This is a genomic window from Stenotrophomonas mexicanensis, from assembly GCF_032911605.1.
Lineage (GTDB): Bacteria > Pseudomonadota > Gammaproteobacteria > Xanthomonadales > Xanthomonadaceae > Stenotrophomonas > Stenotrophomonas maltophilia_A.
Genome location: NZ_JAWJTG010000017.1, coordinates 1 through 17,422 on the forward strand (window position 1 = coordinate 1; position 17,422 = coordinate 17,422).

At 61.4% G+C, this 17,422-nt stretch carries 18 protein-coding genes and 1 tRNA gene; all 19 read right to left on the reverse strand.

All coding sequences use genetic code 11. The annotated features are described in order from the left end of the window. Positions 1-302, reverse strand: a 302-nt coding sequence (locus R1L06_RS09285; RefSeq protein ID WP_317217533.1) for a hypothetical protein, incomplete at its 3' end; no start/stop codon positions are given. A gap of 109 nt (positions 303-411) precedes the next feature. Then, entirely contained in the window at positions 412-1,119 is a 708-nt protein-coding gene (locus R1L06_RS09290) for a hypothetical protein (RefSeq protein ID WP_317217534.1), read from the reverse strand. A gap of 1,001 nt (positions 1,120-2,120) precedes the next feature. Then, positions 2,121-4,382, reverse strand: a complete 2,262-nt coding sequence (locus R1L06_RS09295; protein WP_317217535.1) for a hypothetical protein — start codon at positions 4,380-4,382, stop codon at positions 2,121-2,123. Positions 4,383-4,385: 3 nt separating this feature from the next. Then, the gene (locus tag R1L06_RS09300) at positions 4,386-6,056 is read right to left on the reverse strand and encodes a D-Ala-D-Ala carboxypeptidase family metallohydrolase (RefSeq protein WP_317217536.1); all 1,671 of its coding nucleotides are present in this window, start codon (positions 6,054-6,056) and stop codon (positions 4,386-4,388) included. A 3-nt stretch (positions 6,057-6,059) separates the two neighbouring features. Next, positions 6,060-6,818, reverse strand: a complete 759-nt coding sequence (locus R1L06_RS09305; protein WP_317217537.1) for a hypothetical protein — start codon at positions 6,816-6,818, stop codon at positions 6,060-6,062. Positions 6,819-6,820: 2 nt separating this feature from the next. Next, positions 6,821-7,270, reverse strand: coding sequence for a GNAT family N-acetyltransferase (locus R1L06_RS09310; protein ID WP_317217538.1), 450 nt, complete (start codon positions 7,268-7,270; stop codon positions 6,821-6,823). Next, a complete protein-coding gene (locus R1L06_RS09315) occupies positions 7,270-7,821 on the reverse strand; it encodes a DUF6445 family protein (RefSeq protein WP_317217539.1) in 552 nt (183 codons plus the stop codon). Before R1L06_RS09315 ends, R1L06_RS09310 begins: the two co-directional genes overlap by 1 nt. Positions 7,822-9,059: 1,238 nt before the next feature. Continuing rightward, positions 9,060-9,344, reverse strand: coding sequence for a hypothetical protein (locus tag R1L06_RS09320; RefSeq protein WP_317217540.1), 285 nt, complete (start codon positions 9,342-9,344; stop codon positions 9,060-9,062). A gap of 220 nt (positions 9,345-9,564) precedes the next feature. Beyond that, entirely contained in the window at positions 9,565-10,098 is a 534-nt protein-coding gene (locus R1L06_RS20485; RefSeq protein WP_373695419.1) for an HNH endonuclease signature motif containing protein, read from the reverse strand. Further along, positions 10,088-10,783 (reverse strand): phage antirepressor N-terminal domain-containing protein, encoded by a 696-nt coding sequence (locus tag R1L06_RS09325; protein ID WP_317217541.1) that lies wholly within the window; start codon positions 10,781-10,783, stop codon positions 10,088-10,090. The genes R1L06_RS20485 and R1L06_RS09325 overlap by 11 nt, the downstream gene beginning before the upstream one ends. Continuing rightward, positions 10,783-11,040 (reverse strand): helix-turn-helix transcriptional regulator, encoded by a 258-nt coding sequence (locus R1L06_RS20490; protein WP_373695420.1) that lies wholly within the window; start codon positions 11,038-11,040, stop codon positions 10,783-10,785. The genes R1L06_RS09325 and R1L06_RS20490 overlap by 1 nt, the downstream gene beginning before the upstream one ends. After that, positions 11,010-11,264 carry a hypothetical protein gene (locus tag R1L06_RS09330; RefSeq protein ID WP_317217542.1) on the reverse strand — a complete coding sequence of 85 codons (255 nt, stop codon included), beginning with the start codon at positions 11,262-11,264 and terminating at the stop codon, positions 11,010-11,012. Before R1L06_RS09330 ends, R1L06_RS20490 begins: the two co-directional genes overlap by 31 nt. Further along, the gene (locus R1L06_RS20495) at positions 11,261-11,461 is read right to left on the reverse strand and encodes a helix-turn-helix transcriptional regulator (protein WP_081352271.1); all 201 of its coding nucleotides are present in this window, start codon (positions 11,459-11,461) and stop codon (positions 11,261-11,263) included. The genes R1L06_RS09330 and R1L06_RS20495 overlap by 4 nt, the downstream gene beginning before the upstream one ends. A 159-nt stretch (positions 11,462-11,620) precedes the next feature. After that, positions 11,621-12,532, reverse strand: coding sequence for a DUF6387 family protein (locus tag R1L06_RS09335; RefSeq protein ID WP_317217543.1), 912 nt, complete (start codon positions 12,530-12,532; stop codon positions 11,621-11,623). A 567-nt stretch (positions 12,533-13,099) separates the two neighbouring features. Beyond that, the gene (locus tag R1L06_RS09340) at positions 13,100-13,789 is read right to left on the reverse strand and encodes a hypothetical protein (protein WP_317217544.1); all 690 of its coding nucleotides are present in this window, start codon (positions 13,787-13,789) and stop codon (positions 13,100-13,102) included. Continuing rightward, positions 13,789-14,019 carry a hypothetical protein gene (locus tag R1L06_RS09345; protein ID WP_317217545.1) on the reverse strand — a complete coding sequence of 77 codons (231 nt, stop codon included), beginning with the start codon at positions 14,017-14,019 and terminating at the stop codon, positions 13,789-13,791. The genes R1L06_RS09340 and R1L06_RS09345 overlap by 1 nt, the downstream gene beginning before the upstream one ends. A gap of 326 nt (positions 14,020-14,345) precedes the next feature. Further along, positions 14,346-15,560, reverse strand: a complete 1,215-nt coding sequence (locus tag R1L06_RS09350; protein ID WP_317217546.1) for a tyrosine-type recombinase/integrase — start codon at positions 15,558-15,560, stop codon at positions 14,346-14,348. A gap of 176 nt (positions 15,561-15,736) precedes the next feature. Further along, positions 15,737-15,812: transfer RNA gene (locus R1L06_RS09355), tRNA-Ile, on the reverse strand. A 124-nt stretch (positions 15,813-15,936) separates the two neighbouring features. After that, on the reverse strand, positions 15,937-17,337 hold the full coding sequence (yjjJ, locus tag R1L06_RS09360; RefSeq protein ID WP_065428852.1) for a type II toxin-antitoxin system HipA family toxin YjjJ: 1,401 nt from the start codon (positions 17,335-17,337) through the stop codon (positions 15,937-15,939). Positions 17,338-17,422: the final 85 nt, after the last annotated feature.

Sequence of the window (17,422 nt, forward strand, 5' to 3'; positions counted from 1 at the left end):
TCATGGCCTGAATCGGCCTTCTTGTAAGTGTCCGTGAAAACGGGGTAGAACCCGTTGATGGGGTCAGTTCGGTAGGCGTAGTGACTGTCCACCATGGCCATCGCCGTGGGGCCTACAAAGGCGACTACCAGGCCGCAGGAACACGCCTCGCCAACCTCCCCGGGACACCCATCCTCATGGAGGAGATAGTGCCGATCAATCCTACGGATGAGGTCCTTGGCCAGCCCAGCGCGCGTAATCAGGTCAACGTAGTCCAGTTCGCCCTCTGCTGGAAGGACTTGGGCGACATCACATAGCAACATGGGACCGCTCCTTTAAGGGCTCCAGAAATGGACCGCTCACGATTCGATCCCTCTCAGGATCGCTGTCAGCAGGCGCAAAGCCGGACGCTCCCCTCCTTTCCAGGCGTTCCTACTCGTCACCGCCTTCCCTGCCTGGGTCCTTGGTCCTGTCGAGTGCTCCCACGGACGCCAAGTCCGGATTGCCTGCGCCTGGCGCTGTCGGCGTTCGGGGGTCCAACCATTCACCATTCGCTTTCTCCTCCAATAGTACGTTTTGCACGTTTTCTCTCCCGCGCGGCCGGGCCTCACCCGACCTTTCCGAGACTTGCCCCGGACTTTCCGGGCCGTTGTTTACCTGCTGGTGCCCATTGGCGATGTTGGCCTGCTTCACGAAGGCCACCGTTCTGGGGTTCCGGATCTCCGCCAGGGACTCGAGGGTCGAGCGACACTGGGACTGAGCCTTCAAGGCAAGCCGCATGTACGTCTCGGTGGCCCTAAGATGGCTGCCCATGTTGAGCGCTGCTCGCCGACTCATCTCCAGAAACACCGCGTTGAGAGCTATGGCCTGACTGGTGAGAAGTGAGTCGGCCTGCTCGGTTCCTCCCCGCTTAGCTCGCTCCACTGCCTGCTGAGTAGCCCCTACAAGCTCGCCAATCTCCGAACCCTTGGCAAAGCCAGAATGCTGAGCAAACAGAAGCGCCAGGAACGCGTTGCTGTTAACCCCATCTGCCAGTTGCTCGGCATGGAGCTCCTCGTCCGATTGGCCAGGGCGACGTGTGATCTTCAGCTCGGCGATGCTTGGGTCCATCGGGTACTTCCCCTCAGTTGTCTCGTTCAAACTGCTGGACCTATGTGGACGCCGCTGGACGGCCCAACGCGCGCGTACTGGTCTCAAAATCGGTGGTAGTCGGCCTAAGGTCCGCGCCAGCTCACTGGTGTACGATCCGCCCAAACAGGGGAGGACTCATGGACAGACTGTTCCCGCTTGCTTTCACCCTGATGGGCATCCTAGCGACAGCCCAAAGCGCATCGGCGGAAAGCTATCAAGGTAACGAAGGTGTTGTGTACGCCTGCGTCCGGGATGGGCGTCGGATGTACACCTCCAGACCGTTGCCAACTGACAGCGCCTGCCGGGCCATCAAATACAGCTGGGTAGATGATCACTCCGCACGATCCGACCCGCCTGGCACCTTCATGGGTTACAGGTGCTCCTCAGACTGCAGCGGGCACAAGGCAGGCTATGCATGGGCCGCAAAGCAAGGCACGTCCTCCGTACAGAACTGCCGAGGTCGCTCCAAGTCATTCGTGGAGGGCTGCATGGCGTATGTAGCTTCTAGGACTGGGCAGGGTGGAAGATGAAGCCGCAAGATGCGCGCCTATTTATGGCTTCCCTCCTAGCCGCTGCTTCCTTAGTGGCTCTGCCAGGGTGCCAAACGGACTCCTGTAAGGAATACTCCCAATTCACCTGCAAGCAACTTGAAACACAGGCCTTCAACGTCTACTACTACGAAGTCACGGATACCTCATCTGAGCCGAATGAGATCTTCCTTGGCACAGCCATTGGGCTTCAGCAGTGCGGGACCGTCGCCTGGAATGCCGCGCAGGCGAGGGAGAAGGACAGCGCAGACGACTGGTCTTATATCTGCTGCCTTCAGACTGACGAATCGTCATGCGCGGAGAAGCATCGATGAGCCAAAATTACCTATCCAATGGAGTGACCCGATGAGCAGTGACAAGGTAGACCTCTCCAACGTCGGCGGACAGCCGAAGGATTGGATGCAGCGGGAGCATGAGAAGGAAGTCGCATCAAACTCAATTGATGGATGGAAGGTATTCCTATCAGTTGGAGCGATCATTGCCTTGTTCGTCTTCGCTGCCTGGATGCTGATCTCTGTCATTTTTGGCCCGTTCCACTAGGTCTTTTGCGATCTCTTCCAGTTCTGGATCGTTCGCGGCAGCTGCCTGTTTCTGCAGGAGAATCGCCTGTGGCACTGCCGCCCCCCTCGGCATGTTGGTTTGTGAGGCAAGCCACCTCACGGCGATTGGGCTGGTAAGTGCGCGAGCAGTCGCATTTGCTCCAACCCCACCCGCTGCCACGCCGGCTGCAGTCCTGAAATGGCCACTGCCCAGAGCATTGAGAAGGCCAACCCAGTAAGCGATCGCGGTGACCTTGTCGCCGCTGCCGGATGGGTTCGCATAGACCTTTGCGCCCTCTTTGATGTTGTGCGCAACCCTAGCCACCTGGTTCATCGACTCCCTGAAGTTCTTGCCATAGCGACCGAACAGCACCGCCTTGGCCTCCTCGCTCAGGTCATTCCAGTTGCGCATGAAAGTGGACGAACTGAAAACGTCGCCTTCTACGTTCTGATTCCCCGGCGTGGCTAGCCCCAAGCGCTTGATCACAGCTGCGGAAACGGCCTTCTGCTCTTCCTGCGGCAGCGAGTACATCACGGCGCGGAGCGTGGTTGCACCATCCCTGGTGCCCGAAGTAGCTGCCTGGTAGACCTTCTCTGGGCCACCATGTTTGTTCAGAATGCGCTGAACCAGTTCATTCCTTTCAGCGACGTTCCGGGTGTAGTTGTTAGCACGTGCTGCGGCCCGCACTGCTGCCGGTCCACTGTTCTGCGCAGCTGCAAGCATGTCCTCCGACAGGGCCCCATAGACCTTCTGGAGCTCCTGCAGATCAGTGCTAGGGTTCAGGGGCGACGAGCGCCCGATCTGCTCACCGATGTCGGTGCGGATGCGCTTGAGCGCCTCATACGTCAGGTTTCCGCCATTCGCCTGGAGATCCGCTTCGAGGTTGTTCCGAAGCCTAGACATGCTGGGCTGGATCAAATCCCCGGTTGTTGCCCGTGCACCCGGGTTGGGAGTGGTGAGCCGCTGAAGAACGCGTTGCGTGTTGACCATGGGAGTCGGCGCGGTTCCAGGGATCTGCTGATCGACCGCCCAGTACAACGCGCGTTTCACCGCGTTTGTGTCGCCCTTAAAGGCATTCATGCCTCTCTCAATTGCGAGACCAGCGTTCTCCGAACCCGGATTTGGCGAAAGGTTGGAAGCCTTTGCTTTAAGCCCTGCGCCGATCCGATCAGCCTGGTCCTCGGCAAATCGGCCGAGTACTCCACCACTCGTAGGACCCTTGGATAGCAGGCCCTCCATCCCCTGAACCCATCCCGGCCCCGCAGCCTGTCCAACGGAAGGCGTCGCACCAAGTGCCTGGAAGTCAGCAAGCGTGTTCTGCATGCCTTGGCCGGAGCGGCCCCGAACCCCACCGCGCAATGTAGCCGCGCCGCCAGCCGTCGCAACACCTGGGGCGAGTCCACCCGCAAGCCCGGCAAGGAGCTGATTGCGTTCAGATGCTCCTGATTCGCGCGCTACAGAGGATGCTCCAGATCCGGTAATGGAAGACACAGTCTGCAGACCAGGCTGGGTGGTCAGGAGGTCGGCAAGGCGATTCCTGACGGGAGCCACATATCCCGGGGTTCGTATTGCAGCGCTCCTTCCAAGATTAGCAAGTGCGTTGATCCCGACGCCAGCACCCATGGTGAGGCTAGTGCCCGCCAGTGCTTCAGCAACATCGCCCAAAACACGATCAGCGCCAGTCTGTGCCTTGGGTAGGCCGAGCCGATCTGCCAGAGCTGCAGCCTCTTCTCGGTACGGGCGCGACTCCTGCAGGCCCACAGCACGCGCCACTGGATTGGCGACATAGTTGTTGAACGCGTCGCCGCCAACTGCCCCTAGCAGACCGCCAGCACTCTGCAACGCCGAGCGAACGCCGAATGCGAAGTCACGCCCCCTGCCCGGCATCCACCCATCGGCTTGGCGACCATCTGCAGTACTGGAAACACTGGAGGTCACATTCGAGAAATCAGCCCGCTCAGGTCTTCCGCCAACAACTTCGAGCTCCATTGGAGCCTGTCCAGGCCAATTCACAGTGCGCGAGGTGTCACTGTCGAACGCCTGACGAACCTGAGCATGCTCAGCAGCAGGCACATGCGGAGCAACAACTTCGTTCCAGTATTGATTGCGAGCCTCCTCCTGCTGCTCTGGCGCAAGGGCCTGGTAGGCAGGGGAAGCGGCCACGTCAACCCATTTCTTGGCCATTGGTCAGTTCCAGAGATTGCTGTAGTTGGAAGAAGATGGCGTTGATGAAGGAGCTGCGCCTCCGTAGTGCTGGCCCGCCCCTACAGCGGGCGCTGCGCTCTGAGCCCGCTCATCGTCCGCCAAGGACTGTTCCACCGCGGACCTCCACTTCTTGTAGTGTGTCTTTACACGCTCAATGTTGTCTCTGATCTGAGCCTCAGACTGATTGGGATCGAGGTTGGCAATCGTTGATTGCAGCGCAACCAGCTCCTGTACCGCGATGGCGCCGAGCGCACCGCCCGTAGGCGACGAATCGCGCATCTGCTGCAGCCTGTCGAAGCCGAGGTTGGCCTTGATGGTTTCCAATTCTGCAGCCAGGTTGTAGGAGGGGCTCCCCTCAACACCACGAGAGCGAGCGCCTACGAAGCCAGTCGAATATGGGCTTACTAGACCGAGCGCCTTGTCCAGCGACGTTTCCACGTTCCCGGCGGCAGTCAGAGCCTGCCTGTACTGCTGGATACGCTTCGGACGCTGTGCTGCGTCCTTAGCCTGTGCTTCCGCCGCTGCTGTTCCGGCTGCCTGAGTGATCGCCCCCTGAGTCTTCACATCCTGCAGCTGACGCTCCTGATTGAGCTTGTTCGGGAAGTTGGCGTTCTCCACATTCGTCGTAGCCTGCGCAGTGCGCGCAGCTTGATCTTCGGGGCTGCGGCCAACTGCAAGTGCAGGGTTGATGTTGTTGGAGGCTCCGCGAGGCAACTGCAGGTGGATGTGATCGCCTTCATCGATGGCCTGATAGCCTAGCTGGCGCGCACGGGAGATGAATGCAGGCTTCTGGTTGGCCGGAACCGCATAGTCTGCGGCGGTGCCGTTGAGATGCTGGCTGTTGGGCTGGCCTCCGACCTGGGCATTGCGTTCGGCAGAGCGCACACCGCTGGTCATCGTCACAGACGGGAACTCAGTCGCCAGCTGGCTGAATGCAGCGTAGTGGTTGCCGTTTGCCGGAGAAGCCACAGCCTGCGGTGCAGCCCCCATCCCAGCAGTGCCGCCCAAGGGCACAAACTCCCCGGTGGACTCGTCATATACCTCACGCGAGCCCGTACGCGGATTGTTTCGACCCATGCGCTTAAGACCATCCGCACCTTGGAATTCAAAGAATCCGTAACCGGCATTGGAGGCTCGCCCTTCAAGGCCCAGCTGGACACGGCGGGCGCGCTCCTTGTCTTCCGGTGACAGACCAGATGTCATCATCTGGAAGGACCGAACATCCGTCGGCATCTGGCCGCCGGTGCCAGCCATGTAGAGGTCATTGGCGCTTTTCATGATGACCGCCTCGGTTTCAGGAGACCACCGAGGGGCGCCAGACACCCCCATCTTCTGCAGCTCGGGGAGCATCCGGTTGTTGTACAGGCTCTCTCGGGCCTCTGGCGGCATGGCCGTAAGCAGCTTGGCCATGTTGACCATGGTGGTATTGCGGCGCTCGTCCGCGCTGGCAAACGCCTGCTCCTGCTGCTGCGCGGCACGGGGGCTGAGTGCAGCCATCTGGCCGAGAAGCGACTGTCGCTGCTCCTGTGGCGCTTCATAGGAAAGCTGGGCCAGACGGTTCAGCTGCTGCTGGTCACGCTGGGCCTTGATCTGCTGGCCGAACTGGTTGCCCGCAGAAAGCGAGGCCAAGAAATTCTGCTGGAAGTCTGCCATGTCTTAGTTCCCCCACCCGCCGAAGCTGGATTTGCGGCCATTACCCAAGGCCAGGAAATTCTGCATGTTGTTGCCAAAACCCTGATTGGATCCTGGCGACGCGGTGACTGACTGACCCCAAGCCGACGAAGGCTGCCAGCCGGACAGTGCGTTACCGCCGCCACCTGCCGCGCCAGCGTAAGTACTGGCTGCCGCTGCCAAGGCATTGCCATACCCCGCCTGCGTCATCGGCCCTGCAGACGCGATCTGGGCCAGTGCGTTGCCCTTGATGCCCATGGCATTCGCGAACTGGTTGCCGTAGTTCTGGCCGAGCTGGCCCAGGTACTGGCTCTGGTTCTGGCCCATGCTGGCCAGGCCCATCAGGGAGTTTCGGTAGTTGCCGAGATTCTGCGTGGCAAGCCCGGAGGCCAGCGCGATGCGGTCGGCATCCGCCCCGCCCGAATACAGCCCGCCGCGCGCCGCAGCGCTTCGGTCCAGCCCGGCCAGCCCGGACTGCTGGGCATAGAGGTAGTCTGGGCTGTTCTGGAAGGCGGAGTAATCGCCAGCCGCGAGCGCGTTCAGGCCAGTGAGGGCGTTGTTGCCTGCCTCCAAGTACGGCATGGCCTCCTGGCGCGACTGGTCGTAGATGCCCTGCTGGGTGTCCAGCGTCTGTTGAGCTGCGCTTGCTTGGGCGCGGCCCGCCTTCTTCTGTGCGGCGCCTTGGCGGTTGGCCGAGTAGGCCATGCCGGCGCCGACCACTGCTGCTGCGGTGATTGCGGCCATTGTCAGAGATCCTTCGTGTAGGAGATTTCGGAGCGCGCATAGCCCATCCGCTCATACAGAGCGGCGGCTTGGGGCGGGCTGTTGGGCATGTGCACCATCTGGATCCGGGCCGCGCCACGCTCGCGGCACGGAGCTTCGATCACTTCCAGAAGGCGGGCAGCGACCGAGGTGCCGCGCACCGCCGGGGCAACCCACCACACAATCTCGGTGGCGAACAGGTGGTCGCGGTTGAACAGGAACGGGACCAGCATCACGCCGACCATGCCGACCAGTGCCCCCTCCTGCTCGGCTACGAAGAACACGTCGTTCTCGATCAGGCCAGTGGCAAGGCCGGCGACGCTCGCCTCGTCCATCTCGCACCACTGCGCGTAGTGCGTGGTCGGGTAGAAAGCTGCAGACATGCGGACGATCTCCGGCACGTCGGCCAGAGTTGCTTTGCGAATGGTGGTCATCAGCCCCTCGGGGTAAAGAAGGCCACCGCAACCAGGCGGCCAGATTCGTAGTCAGTGCCGAAGGCGGCAAAGGGCCAGCGGCTGTGGAACATGGCCGATTCGTAGATCACCATCCGGCCGAGCTTCATTTCGGCTAGGCTGATCTGCTCCCAGCGATCGGCAGCATCCCAATCGCCCTTGATGGCCTCGAACAGCGCCACGTCACCTGGGTCGATACGCTTGGCGCGAGTGGCCTTGTGCTGCCAGAACGCAGTGCCGCCCTCGCCTTCGCTCAGATACAGTACAGCGGCGTGCGTGCCCCAGCCCATGTCGGAGTGGATCGCAGCGTTGGGCAGCTCGCCGTTGAAGTTGAGCCGGTATCCCATGCCCAGCATCTCCACCGGGCCCAGCCTCGCCTCGATGGCCTCTTGCAGGCCGGGAACCGGCGTCAGCGATACCCGCTTGTAGACCTCGCCGTCATGGCCGGGCCAGTCCACGTACTGAGCGCGCAGCCCCTGAGCGCGCACGCCCGGCGCATCGGAGATCGCATTGTCGACAATGATTGGTGGCATCAGATCTCCGTTGCCTAAGTGGCAGCCTGCATGCGTGCCGGATTCGGTTGCGCGCTTTGAGTCGAAAAAAAGAAGGCGGCAGCTCTCTGGGGGCTGCCGCCCGGACCCGCCCTTGGGGGGACGTGGGGCCCTACTAGGTAGGTCGGAATCCGGGTGGTTTTGACTCCCGCGTCCACTGCCGTCCATGTAGGTCTACTACTCGCAGGCAGAGCCCATTGCGACGGCAACTCTCCGGCTGGCGCGAGCCAGCCATTCAAGCAGGCGCCTCTCGGCCGACTGCACCTCGCGACGAAACCGCGCCTCTTGGCGGGCTTGCGCCTTCGCCGACTCCCGGTAGGACTGCTGCTGGCGTCCGGCTAGCAGTCTCCTAGCTGCTTCTAGTGAAGCCCAATCGGGGTGCCCGCAGGCGGTCATGTGGCGACAGACCACAGGCCACTCCCTTTGGTCGCCAAGCGCGTACAGCATCAGCCAGGCACCTAGAGGACCGTCCAGCTGCGCGTCCGCCAGTGCGTGCAACACCAACCGGCTCGGCCCCTTGGCAGGCGCAGCTGTTAGCGAGCCTTGCGCTTTCCAGCCCCTTAGCTGGCGAGTGCGATCAGCCGCGGCCGGGGAGCGCATCACCGCCATCTGGTCAAAGTCCAGCACCGCTTGGCGCTCCTTCGGGCTGAACGTCTCCAGCGCTTGTTTACGAGCCGCCGCCTGCGCCGGTAGGTACTTGGATGCGGCCTGCTCAATCGAGTGCACCCTATGGATGGGCAGGTACGCGCCGTCATCCGGGCAGCACTCCTCGCTGGGGCTCCGCCTCGTCGCATGCCGGATTGCGGGCCGTGTTGGCGCCCCGAAGCCAAACGCACGAGCGATGCTCCTCACAACCAAATCGACTGCCTCGTTCTCCAGCAGCACCATCTCCAAGTACCGCTCATGTTCTCGAGATGCCATGGTCGGCCTCCCAGCACGACCCGTCCTCCAGACGGACTACTCCGCCTCGCGAACCGGTTCGCGCTTCTCCTTGGAGGCGTCCAGAAACGACCGCCGTGGCTTGAAGCCCTAAAGCCAATGCTTTGAAGCAGGAAGAGCACGCTCCGCTTGGTATATATCTAGAAGGGTGTACACATAGCGACCTCGAATGGGTGTGGATAACCGCCTGACTGGCCTGCATTGCGACCTCGTAGGTCTCTATGCGGGCCAACTCATAGCGGGATTGGCCTGCATAGCGACCTAGTTGGCCTACATAGCGACTACCCATTTCGATTCCTCCACAGGTTCAGTGGAGTTACGGTCGGTGGCTCAAGGTGCTTTTCGGACTCATCGACGGCGTAATAGGTCAGCGCATACAGGCTGCACATGTTCTTGCCACCTTTGCGCGTCTCGATGATCCAGCCTGCGGCCAGGAGCTCCAGCTTGGAGCTGTGGACCGTCGCCTTGCTCTTCCATCCACGCGTGGACAGCATCGACCAAGGGATGCTCAGATCGCCGTTTTTCCCCGGGCGGTATTGCCGAGCCAGCTCCAGCAGCAGCTTCACCGCATTACCGGACAGTCTGCCGAACTCGGGCGAGTCGGAGATTCTGTGCTCGATCATGAGGAAGGGCGGCCCCTTAGAGCGCCCCTGAAGCCTCTGTCGCCGCCTGTCGATGTTCTTCTTGGGCTGTGCCGTGGCATAGCCGGCAGCGCCCTCTGCAGACCGCTGCACGCGGTCTTGGCCTGTACTGTGCATGTGCCCCCCAAGGGCGGTAGACGCAGCCTCAGCCACGCTTGGAACGTTTAGCCCTACGGTTCTTCCCTGCCTCGACGTGCTGCCAGGTCTTGCGTTGGCGGATGCGCCTGATGGTTGTAGCGTCGACACCGTATCGACGTGACCAAACCCTGGTGGGGACCGTCCCAACGGTACGTAGCACTGCTCGTACCTCTGCAATGCTCAGCTTGCAGGTGGAAGAAGGGCTGCCGTACTTAGCCATGCTCCGCGCACGCTGCAGGCGCCGATTCTCCGAACCAGTCACTAGCTGAAGGTTACCCAGCCGATTGTTCGACGGATTGCCATCGAGGTGATCGACCTGCATAGACTTTGGGACAGAGCCGTGCACGACCTCCCAGACGAGCCTGTGGGCGTACCAAGTCGCGCAGGAACCACCCGCCAGGCGGACAATGACCCGGATATATCCATCTCGGCTCTTGCGGCCCATCACACGACCGCAGGCGCTCCAGAGCTCTCCTGTCGCGGGTGAAACCAAGAGGCCGCTCGGCCCGTGCAGCAACCTTTGAGTCGCTCTAGTGGCCATTGGAAGCCTCCAAGCCAATGTGCTGAGTGCGGCACCAGGTTGCCGCGTGCTGTTCGAGAAGAGGCTTGCGATCTCGGTAGGCCATGCCCTGCCCGATCCAGACGGCGTTCTGCATCCGTAGCTCCTGCTGGAGCTTCAGTTGGTCAGTGGAGAGGGAGTCCTCGGACACGCCTTGGAACACACCAGTGATGCAGTGGTTTACCAGGCGATGCTCCGTCGCGTAGTCATAGCCCTTGGGGTCCTTGCCAAGGCCCACAAGCGTGTCGTGCAAGATCCGACACATGACAGTCCCTGCGACGCGCTTGGCCATTGCCGCATCCTGCCTCGCTCCATTCGAGAGGAATGCAGCTGCAAGGGCATCCGCCGCCTGCTCCTGGAACAGGATCACTCGTTCCCTGATCGCGGCCTTCACCTTGTTGGGATTGACCGTGGCCAGCCAAAACGGAAGCCTGGACAAGGGCAGCACCTGCATCTGGCGGCCCTTGCCATCGCCAGCAACCATCCCCCTTAAGGTAGACAGTTGGCGGGCCAGCACCGGGTGGGACTTCAGCTTGTCCAGCTGCTTGGACCAGTCCAAGCCCATGGCCTCCACAATGGGTCGCATCGCCACAAAGGGCTGTCCCTGATGGAGTCGGCCGATCAGTTCGGCCCCGTGGAACTCTACGTGGACGATTCCAGTAGCCATTAGGACGCCCTCCCTTCTTCGCAGCGGGAGTCGATCCAGCTCTGCACAGCTTCCGAATCCCAGGCAGACAGGCGGGCGGCTACTCGGATAGGCCCGGGGAACCGGCCTTCCTTGGCCATCTTGTAGATAAGGGAGCGGGAAATACCGCAGGCCGCGACTACCTCGGGTAGGCGCATCAAGGTCCGCCCCCTGGCTGCCACTCGGCCGGCTCGGATAGCATCGGAAGTCATGGGGTGACCTCCTTGTGCAGTGCCCATGCCCGGCGAGCGGTATCAGGCACCCGGTACTCGGTCAGGGAGTAGGAGCCGTACGTGTCACGCCTGCGGACGTTCACGGCAAGAAGAAGCCCGCGCTCAATCAGCCCCACAGCCTCCTTACGGGCCGGCTTGGTCTCGGTATGGGGGTGATCTGCGGTCCAGCCACCGAGATCCAGCAGACGTCGCTGATCTGCGCTCAGATCGGAGAAGTCGAATCCGCTCATCGCACGGCCCCCAGTCTAGAGGACAGCACACGCTGGAGATCGACCTCAGGGATCAGGGATCGAGCTCCAATTTTGACCGAGCGAATCTCGCCCGCCTTGATCAGTTCGTAGAGGGTCGTCCGGCTGACGCTGAGCCGGCGACACGCATCGGGAATGCGATGCAGCAGTGGATCGAGAGCGTTCGTTGAGTTGACCATTGTTCGTACCTGTTAGCTGGGTACGAACCGGCGTCCGCACCCGCCCGGCTGTGTCCGGACGGATGTAAAACTATGCACATAGACGTGCTACTTGAAGGGCCAAATGAGGCCCTCATTTTCAACCGGGGCAGGTTCAAATCCTTCTACTTCCGGAAATATCTAGCCGCCAGAATTTTCCGACTTTTCGTCCTCCCTAGCTGCCTGCGCGGCAAGAGCATCAATGGTCTCAAGCGATGCCCAGGCCTTAGCGTTTGGCAGGAAAGTCTTACGAACGTCATCTACTTCCACTCTTCTCATTGGTGGGAACGCCGCCTCACAGAGGTCACCGTAGGTGATCCTCGCACCGGTGAGTTCCTTCCACTTAGTCAGCACAAGCAGCGGGACGTACGCGTTGCGCACCCACCTTTTGAAATCAGTGTCCGTAAATGACTTCTTCGCAGCTTGATGCCCCTGAAGAGCGCGCATCGCCCGAAGCCACCGGTCGAAGTCCTTTCGGAGTATCTCGTCAGGAGCTCGCATGTTGACCGAGAGCGCTCTCCGCCTAGGAAGCCCAACCCCATAGCCTGAATTCTGCCTAGAGTCTCTCAGTGAAACAAAGAATGGCGTGCTGGAAAACTCCTCAAGATAGTCAATGGACTGGAATGCCTTCCTAGCTGCTTTGAACTCCTTCTTGGTTTCAAGTTCAACCGCCGTTCTCATGCCGACCAACAACTCAGGACCGTTCTCGATGTGATCAAGTGTTGCGCCCATATGCGCGACGGTCCAGTTGCTCAGTGACTGGACACTGCCGAAGTCAAAGACAGCCTCATCCACAACATATTCTTGCTTCTTCCAGTCGGCCCATCCTCTGCCTTCATCCTCCTGGAAGCCTACAAAGACCTCTTCAAGCTCTTCCAGGTCGAGGTCAGAATCATCATCTCCAGTCCGATAGAGATCGGGTATTTCGTCGAGCAGCATGCGAAGGCCGCTTACTACCCTCAACCAACCGTTGGCATCCAACTCGGATAAGTGGCTGTATGCATCCAGATTGAACCAGTCGGGAATTCGGCTGGCGGGTTTGGGACGAGCCATGTAGTTCTTCCTCAATTTCAAGCTGCCTCTTACTGAGGCTTTGCGTCCTGGGATGACAATTCGAAAGCAGGATGGTCGGACCTATCAGGGATTAGCGACTGGACCGGAACGTTGCGCCGCCCTGCGTACTCCTCAACGCTGGCAGAAGACAGGTCGGTGAGCGCTGCCTCCAGTTGGTCCATTGTGTAAACCTCTTCGACGCCCTTCTCAGCGCAGATACCGCGAAGCAAGGCCTCCACCAGCGGCGATCCGCACCCAAAAAAACCATCCAAGATTCCCTTCTGTACTTCCCCAACGCTACCGCCGTGAACCTCAGCCACGGAGCAGACAATATCGGCCAGATGGGCACTCCCGCTAGTGCGCGGGTCCGCTGCAGCCGCCCTGAGAGCTTGGAGGAAGGCGATGCAGCAGACCCTCCCCACCTCTCGGCCCATCAGATGCCCATGGGCTTCGGGCATTCGCCAGTAGTCCCCGACCTTGGCATGGCTCTGGCGGTAGAAGGGCAACCGCTGAATTGGGTTCGCGCGGGTCCGATTAAACCGAATCGGCCTCCGGAACCTGCTGCTGTTACCGGCCATCGTCACCACCCCTCTGGCCATCCGTGAACCGCTTCATGACTGTGGCAACATCCTTCTCCCATTGGTGCATCCATGCCTTTGCCCTTCGCCGAGCGGTCGAAACTGAAATAGGGCGTCCGGCCTGTGCAGCCTCCTGCAGCATCCGCTCTGAGATACGCGTCAAGTTGTCCAGATCAGCTTGGCGGTCTTTGGCAGCCAAGGCTCTGTCCCTCGCCTTCTGCTGGCGACGCAATCGGCTTTCAGCCCTCTTAGCCGCTGCTTCCGTGGCTAGTCTGTCTCTCTCCAGGACAGACTTAGGAAACCCGAGTGGGAGCATCCGGTCCGTATCCGAGATAGCGGTCGCGTACCAATGCACGCCTTGTCGGTAGTGATAAAGCGGTTCCTTGAAGAGGTCTGGCCATCCGAGCTCAAACGGTTCTTCATCCAGCGGATGCCAACCTAGCTCCCTGCCACGAGTGAGGAGCCTGGCTGCAGAAACGGACTCAACAATCACTTCACCGCGCTCGCCGGGATAGCAAAGCCGGAACTTGTGGTCGATTCGAGCGGCAAGCCAGTCTATGCTGCAGAGCTGATGTCCGATCAAAGTTCGGATCGGTACGCCAGCTTCAAGCAGCGCCTCAATACGGACTTCGAGTACATCCTTTTCCTGCGTAGCCCTCGCTACAGTCGAGCTGAGCATCACAGCACCTCCTGCATCGCGTTTCCTGCAGCAGAAGCCCGCTCGCGGATCATGCTGATGGCAGCAACTATCGGAGCCGGGAAATCTGCCTCGAACATCGATTGCTCGTTGAAGAGCAGTTGGCAGATCCCCTCAATGTCACCCATGGCAAGGCTTGCTGAGTTCAGCGCCTGGAAAAGGGCATCTTCCCTGCTCAGGGCCGCCGACTCGCCTTGATTGCGCTTAGCCATTGGCGCGCCCCCAGAATTCGAGGGCCAGTGCGGCGGTGAAAAGTGCGAGGCAGACTCGGTAGGTATTGAGGTCGTCGTTGGCGCTGAACCAGCTGTGGCAAGCGCGGAGTATCCTGATGGCCAGTACGGCCTGAGATGTGGGCCGGTTTTCGGCCGAGCGCGCCCGTTCAGGCGCAACAAGTACAATGCTGCAATCCATGATCGACTCTCCAATAGTCGGTTGTGGTAGGCCGAGCTAGGGGTTCCAGCCCCTTTCTCGGCCGCTTTGTTTATGCGGCTGTGCTACTTTGTCCGGCCCTCCTTAAAGGCCTGTCTATCTCCGGTGGTTAGGCGCGCTTGGCTTTGAAGACCAGCACGTTCGGTTCTGCAGCGCGCAGCTGGTCGAGATAGTCAGACCAGGCCTGCATCATCTTCCGGCGTTCCGGGAGGTGAGTTGCCCGGTTGTAGGCCCGCCCGAGCGGATCCTTTACGGCGTGCGCTAGCTGGTGTTCGATGTAGTCCGGACGGTAGCCAAGCACCTCATCCAGAACCGTTCTTGCCATCGCTCGGAAGCCATGGCCAACCATCGTGTCTGAGTCGAAGCCAAGGTTTCGGAGCGCCGCGTTCATCGTGTTCTCGCTCATTGGCTTCAGCGCGCTGCGGACGCCAGGGAAGACGAATTCGCTCCGCTTTGTATACGGGTACAGCTCCCGGAGAACCTCAACGGCCTGCTTGGACAGAGGGACAATGTGCGGCGTTTTGGTCTTGCTGGTGACATAGCGCCACTCTGCAGCATCGAGGTCGATGTCAGCCCACTTCGCCTGCCTAAGCTCCCCCGGGCGAACAAAAACCATTGGGGCCAGCTTTAGAGCGGCTTGCGTGACCAGTGCCCCTTGGTAGCCCCACAGCGCGCGCAGGAGGCCTCCTATAACGGCAGGATCAGTCACGCTGGCAAAGTGCTTGGTCTGAGGCTGTTCAAGCGCTCCTGTTAGGTCCTGAGCGGGATTTCGATCAGCACGACCCGTAGCAATGGCGTAGCGGAAGACCCGCCCAGCATGTGCCCGGGCGCGATGCGCGGTTTCTACAACACCGCGCTGTTCCAGCTTCCGCAGCGCCGCCAGCAGCACGGGGGCGGTGATGTCCGCAATAGGCAGATCAGCCAGCCCCGCCAGATCCTTCTCGATCAGCCGACGCTCGCGCACGACCGATCCAGGGGAAAGGCCCTCCTTCGTTCGCTTGGCGAGCAATTCCAAGCCGATGGCTCCGAAGGTGTTCGCGGCGCGTTCTCCTTGGACTGCCTTTTCGACCCTGGCCACTTGAGCGGGATTAGCCCCGCCACGCAGGAGCGAGCGCAGACGGTCGCGTTCGACGCGGGCAGCCTGCAGCGACATCGACGGGTACTCATCGAGCGTGACGATGCTGGCCTTTCCCAGATAGCGGTAGCGGTAGCGCCACACCTTGGCTCCCGAGGGGCGCACTTCAATGCACAAGCCGTTGGCATCAGCCACACGGAAGGGGTTGGCCTTCGGCTTGAGCGAGCGCAACTTGGTGTCGGTCAGCATGTGAGTCGAGCGCCTGTGAGTCGTCTAGGGGCGTCTAGCCCGCTGACACACAGCCTGACTCACTTTTTTTGTGGATGCAAGTGGATGCCGCTGGACGGCTATGGATGCGTTGCAGCGCTTAAATTAAGCAGATCAAGGGTTTCGTGGACGTCTCCGGACTTCTCTGGACGTCAATGTGGTGGGCCCACCAGGATTCGAACCTGGAACCAAGGGATTATGAGTCCCCTGCTCTAACCGTTGAGCTATAGGCCCTGCGCAGCGTCACAGTGTAGTGGAGCCTGCGCTCAACCGGCTACCCGCCGACGCCAAGACACACTGAAAAACCCTCAGCCATCGCTGCGTAACGCCACGCGCCCAGGCTTGCGCAACAGCTGGCTCACCCAAACCGCGCGCCCATCTCCCGCACCCGCTCGGCGTTCGCCCCCGCCAACGACCGCATTGCCGGCGACTGGATCCGCCCGTCAACAGCCACGCACTGCCAGAATGCTTCAGCCACCGGTGCCGCCCAGCGCAGATGCTGCAGATCACCACTGCCCAGCGGCGCGACCGGCGACAGCGGCTCGTCCGCGCGCAACACGCCCAGCTTTGACGGCGCCAGCGACATCGGCAGCATGTCGTAGACCGGCGCCAGCGGCAGCGGGCCGCGATCAATGAAGTGGAAGGCGATGTTGCCGTGGTGCATGTCGCTGTTGCCGATCAGCCGCCCGAACGCATGGCGTCGGCCCATCGCCTGCACGGTGTCGGCCGTCAGCCAGCCTTGATCACGCAGTTCGGCGCCTGCAACCGGCCACGCTGGGGTGACCTCGCCGGTGAACGCAGACGATAGCGACAGCAGCGAGACCAGGCCTCGCCGCCCCAGCAGATCGGGCGTGCGGTCGAAGCGCTCGATTTCCAGGAAGGTGTGCGTGGGCGACTGCAGCAGTTCGCTGGACGCCGCGGCTTGTCCGGACTCGCGCAGGGCCTCAAGCGCCAGATGTTCGCAGACCAGCAGATCGCTCCAGCGCTGGGCGGCGGCGCCTTCATCGGGCTGCGCGAACTTGACCAGGACCGAGCGGCGCCTGCCGTAGGCCTCTACGGTGGCGGTGAACTTGGGTTGCTCGCCACCCGGCGAGGAGCCCACGTCCTCTCCGTCCAGCGCAGCACGCGCACGCTCGCGATACTGTGCAAGACGATCGTCGGCCGCAACCCGATCGATCGGCACCTGCAACGTCTCCATCGCCGCCTCCACGGCGGCGGTACCGAGCAGCAGATCGCCCGCTTCAGTCCCGCCAGCGGTTACCAGGGCCATCAACACATCGTCCGGTTGCCAGCTCTTGAGGTCCTTCGGCAGGCCGAGCGCCTGCGCACGGCCATGGGCGAAGCTGCGACCAAGAAATCCCTGCGGTCGCAGGTCATCCAGGTACCACGGCAAGTCAGGAAAGAAGGCGGCAACGTCACCTTCGGGCGCGCGTCGCAGGTTCGGACAGTCAGGCCCGGCATCGACGTGGAAGCCGCCTCCTACCAGCGCAATTACCCGCCCCAGCTCCTCCAGCGTCGCATCTTCGCGCAGCCGGTACAGCGGCCATTCGCTGCCGGCCCGGGTGGGCCGCCGCAGTGCATAGGCGGTTGCCCGGGTGCTGCCCATGCGCACCACCTGCGGGCCACTGGCGGCCACCAGCCGGCTGAGCGCCATCCGGTCCACCCCCAGACGCTCGGCCAGCGCCGCGGCAGGTAACGGCTGGCCGGGGGCCAGCTGAGCGATCAGATCCAGTACCTGTGGGCGTTGAGCGCGTGGCATGTGCATTACGTAATACGAAATTTGTTACGTAATTAGCATCAAAAAAGCGGGACTGCAAGCGCGGCTGTGCACCTATGAGCTTGAA

Bases quoted from the DNA above. Each gene is read 5' to 3' on its own strand.
- R1L06_RS09295 (WP_317217535.1), bottom strand. From the start codon at position 4,382: ATGGCCAAGAAATGGGTTGACGTGGCCGCTTCCCCTGCCTACCAGGCC.
- R1L06_RS09300 (WP_317217536.1), bottom strand. From the start codon at position 6,056: ATGGCAGACTTCCAGCAGAATTTCTTGGCCTCGCTTTCTGCGGGCAAC.
- R1L06_RS09305 (WP_317217537.1), bottom strand. From the start codon at position 6,818: ATGGCCGCAATCACCGCAGCAGCAGTGGTCGGCGCCGGCATGGCCTAC.
- R1L06_RS09310 (WP_317217538.1), bottom strand. From the start codon at position 7,270: ATGACCACCATTCGCAAAGCAACTCTGGCCGACGTGCCGGAGATCGTC.
- R1L06_RS09315 (WP_317217539.1), bottom strand. From the start codon at position 7,821: ATGCCACCAATCATTGTCGACAATGCGATCTCCGATGCGCCGGGCGTG.
- R1L06_RS20485 (WP_373695419.1), bottom strand. From the start codon at position 10,098: ATGGCCACTAGAGCGACTCAAAGGTTGCTGCACGGGCCGAGCGGCCTC.
- R1L06_RS09325 (WP_317217541.1), bottom strand. From the start codon at position 10,783: ATGGCTACTGGAATCGTCCACGTAGAGTTCCACGGGGCCGAACTGATC.
- R1L06_RS20490 (WP_373695420.1), bottom strand. From the start codon at position 11,040: ATGGGCACTGCACAAGGAGGTCACCCCATGACTTCCGATGCTATCCGA.
- R1L06_RS09330 (WP_317217542.1), bottom strand. From the start codon at position 11,264: ATGAGCGGATTCGACTTCTCCGATCTGAGCGCAGATCAGCGACGTCTG.
- R1L06_RS20495 (WP_081352271.1), bottom strand. From the start codon at position 11,461: ATGGTCAACTCAACGAACGCTCTCGATCCACTGCTGCATCGCATTCCC.
- R1L06_RS09335 (WP_317217543.1), bottom strand. From the start codon at position 12,532: ATGGCTCGTCCCAAACCCGCCAGCCGAATTCCCGACTGGTTCAATCTG.
- R1L06_RS09340 (WP_317217544.1), bottom strand. From the start codon at position 13,789: ATGCTCAGCTCGACTGTAGCGAGGGCTACGCAGGAAAAGGATGTACTC.
- R1L06_RS09345 (WP_317217545.1), bottom strand. From the start codon at position 14,019: ATGGCTAAGCGCAATCAAGGCGAGTCGGCGGCCCTGAGCAGGGAAGAT.
- R1L06_RS09350 (WP_317217546.1), bottom strand. From the start codon at position 15,560: ATGCTGACCGACACCAAGTTGCGCTCGCTCAAGCCGAAGGCCAACCCC.
- yjjJ (WP_065428852.1), bottom strand. From the start codon at position 17,337: ATGCCACGCGCTCAACGCCCACAGGTACTGGATCTGATCGCTCAGCTG.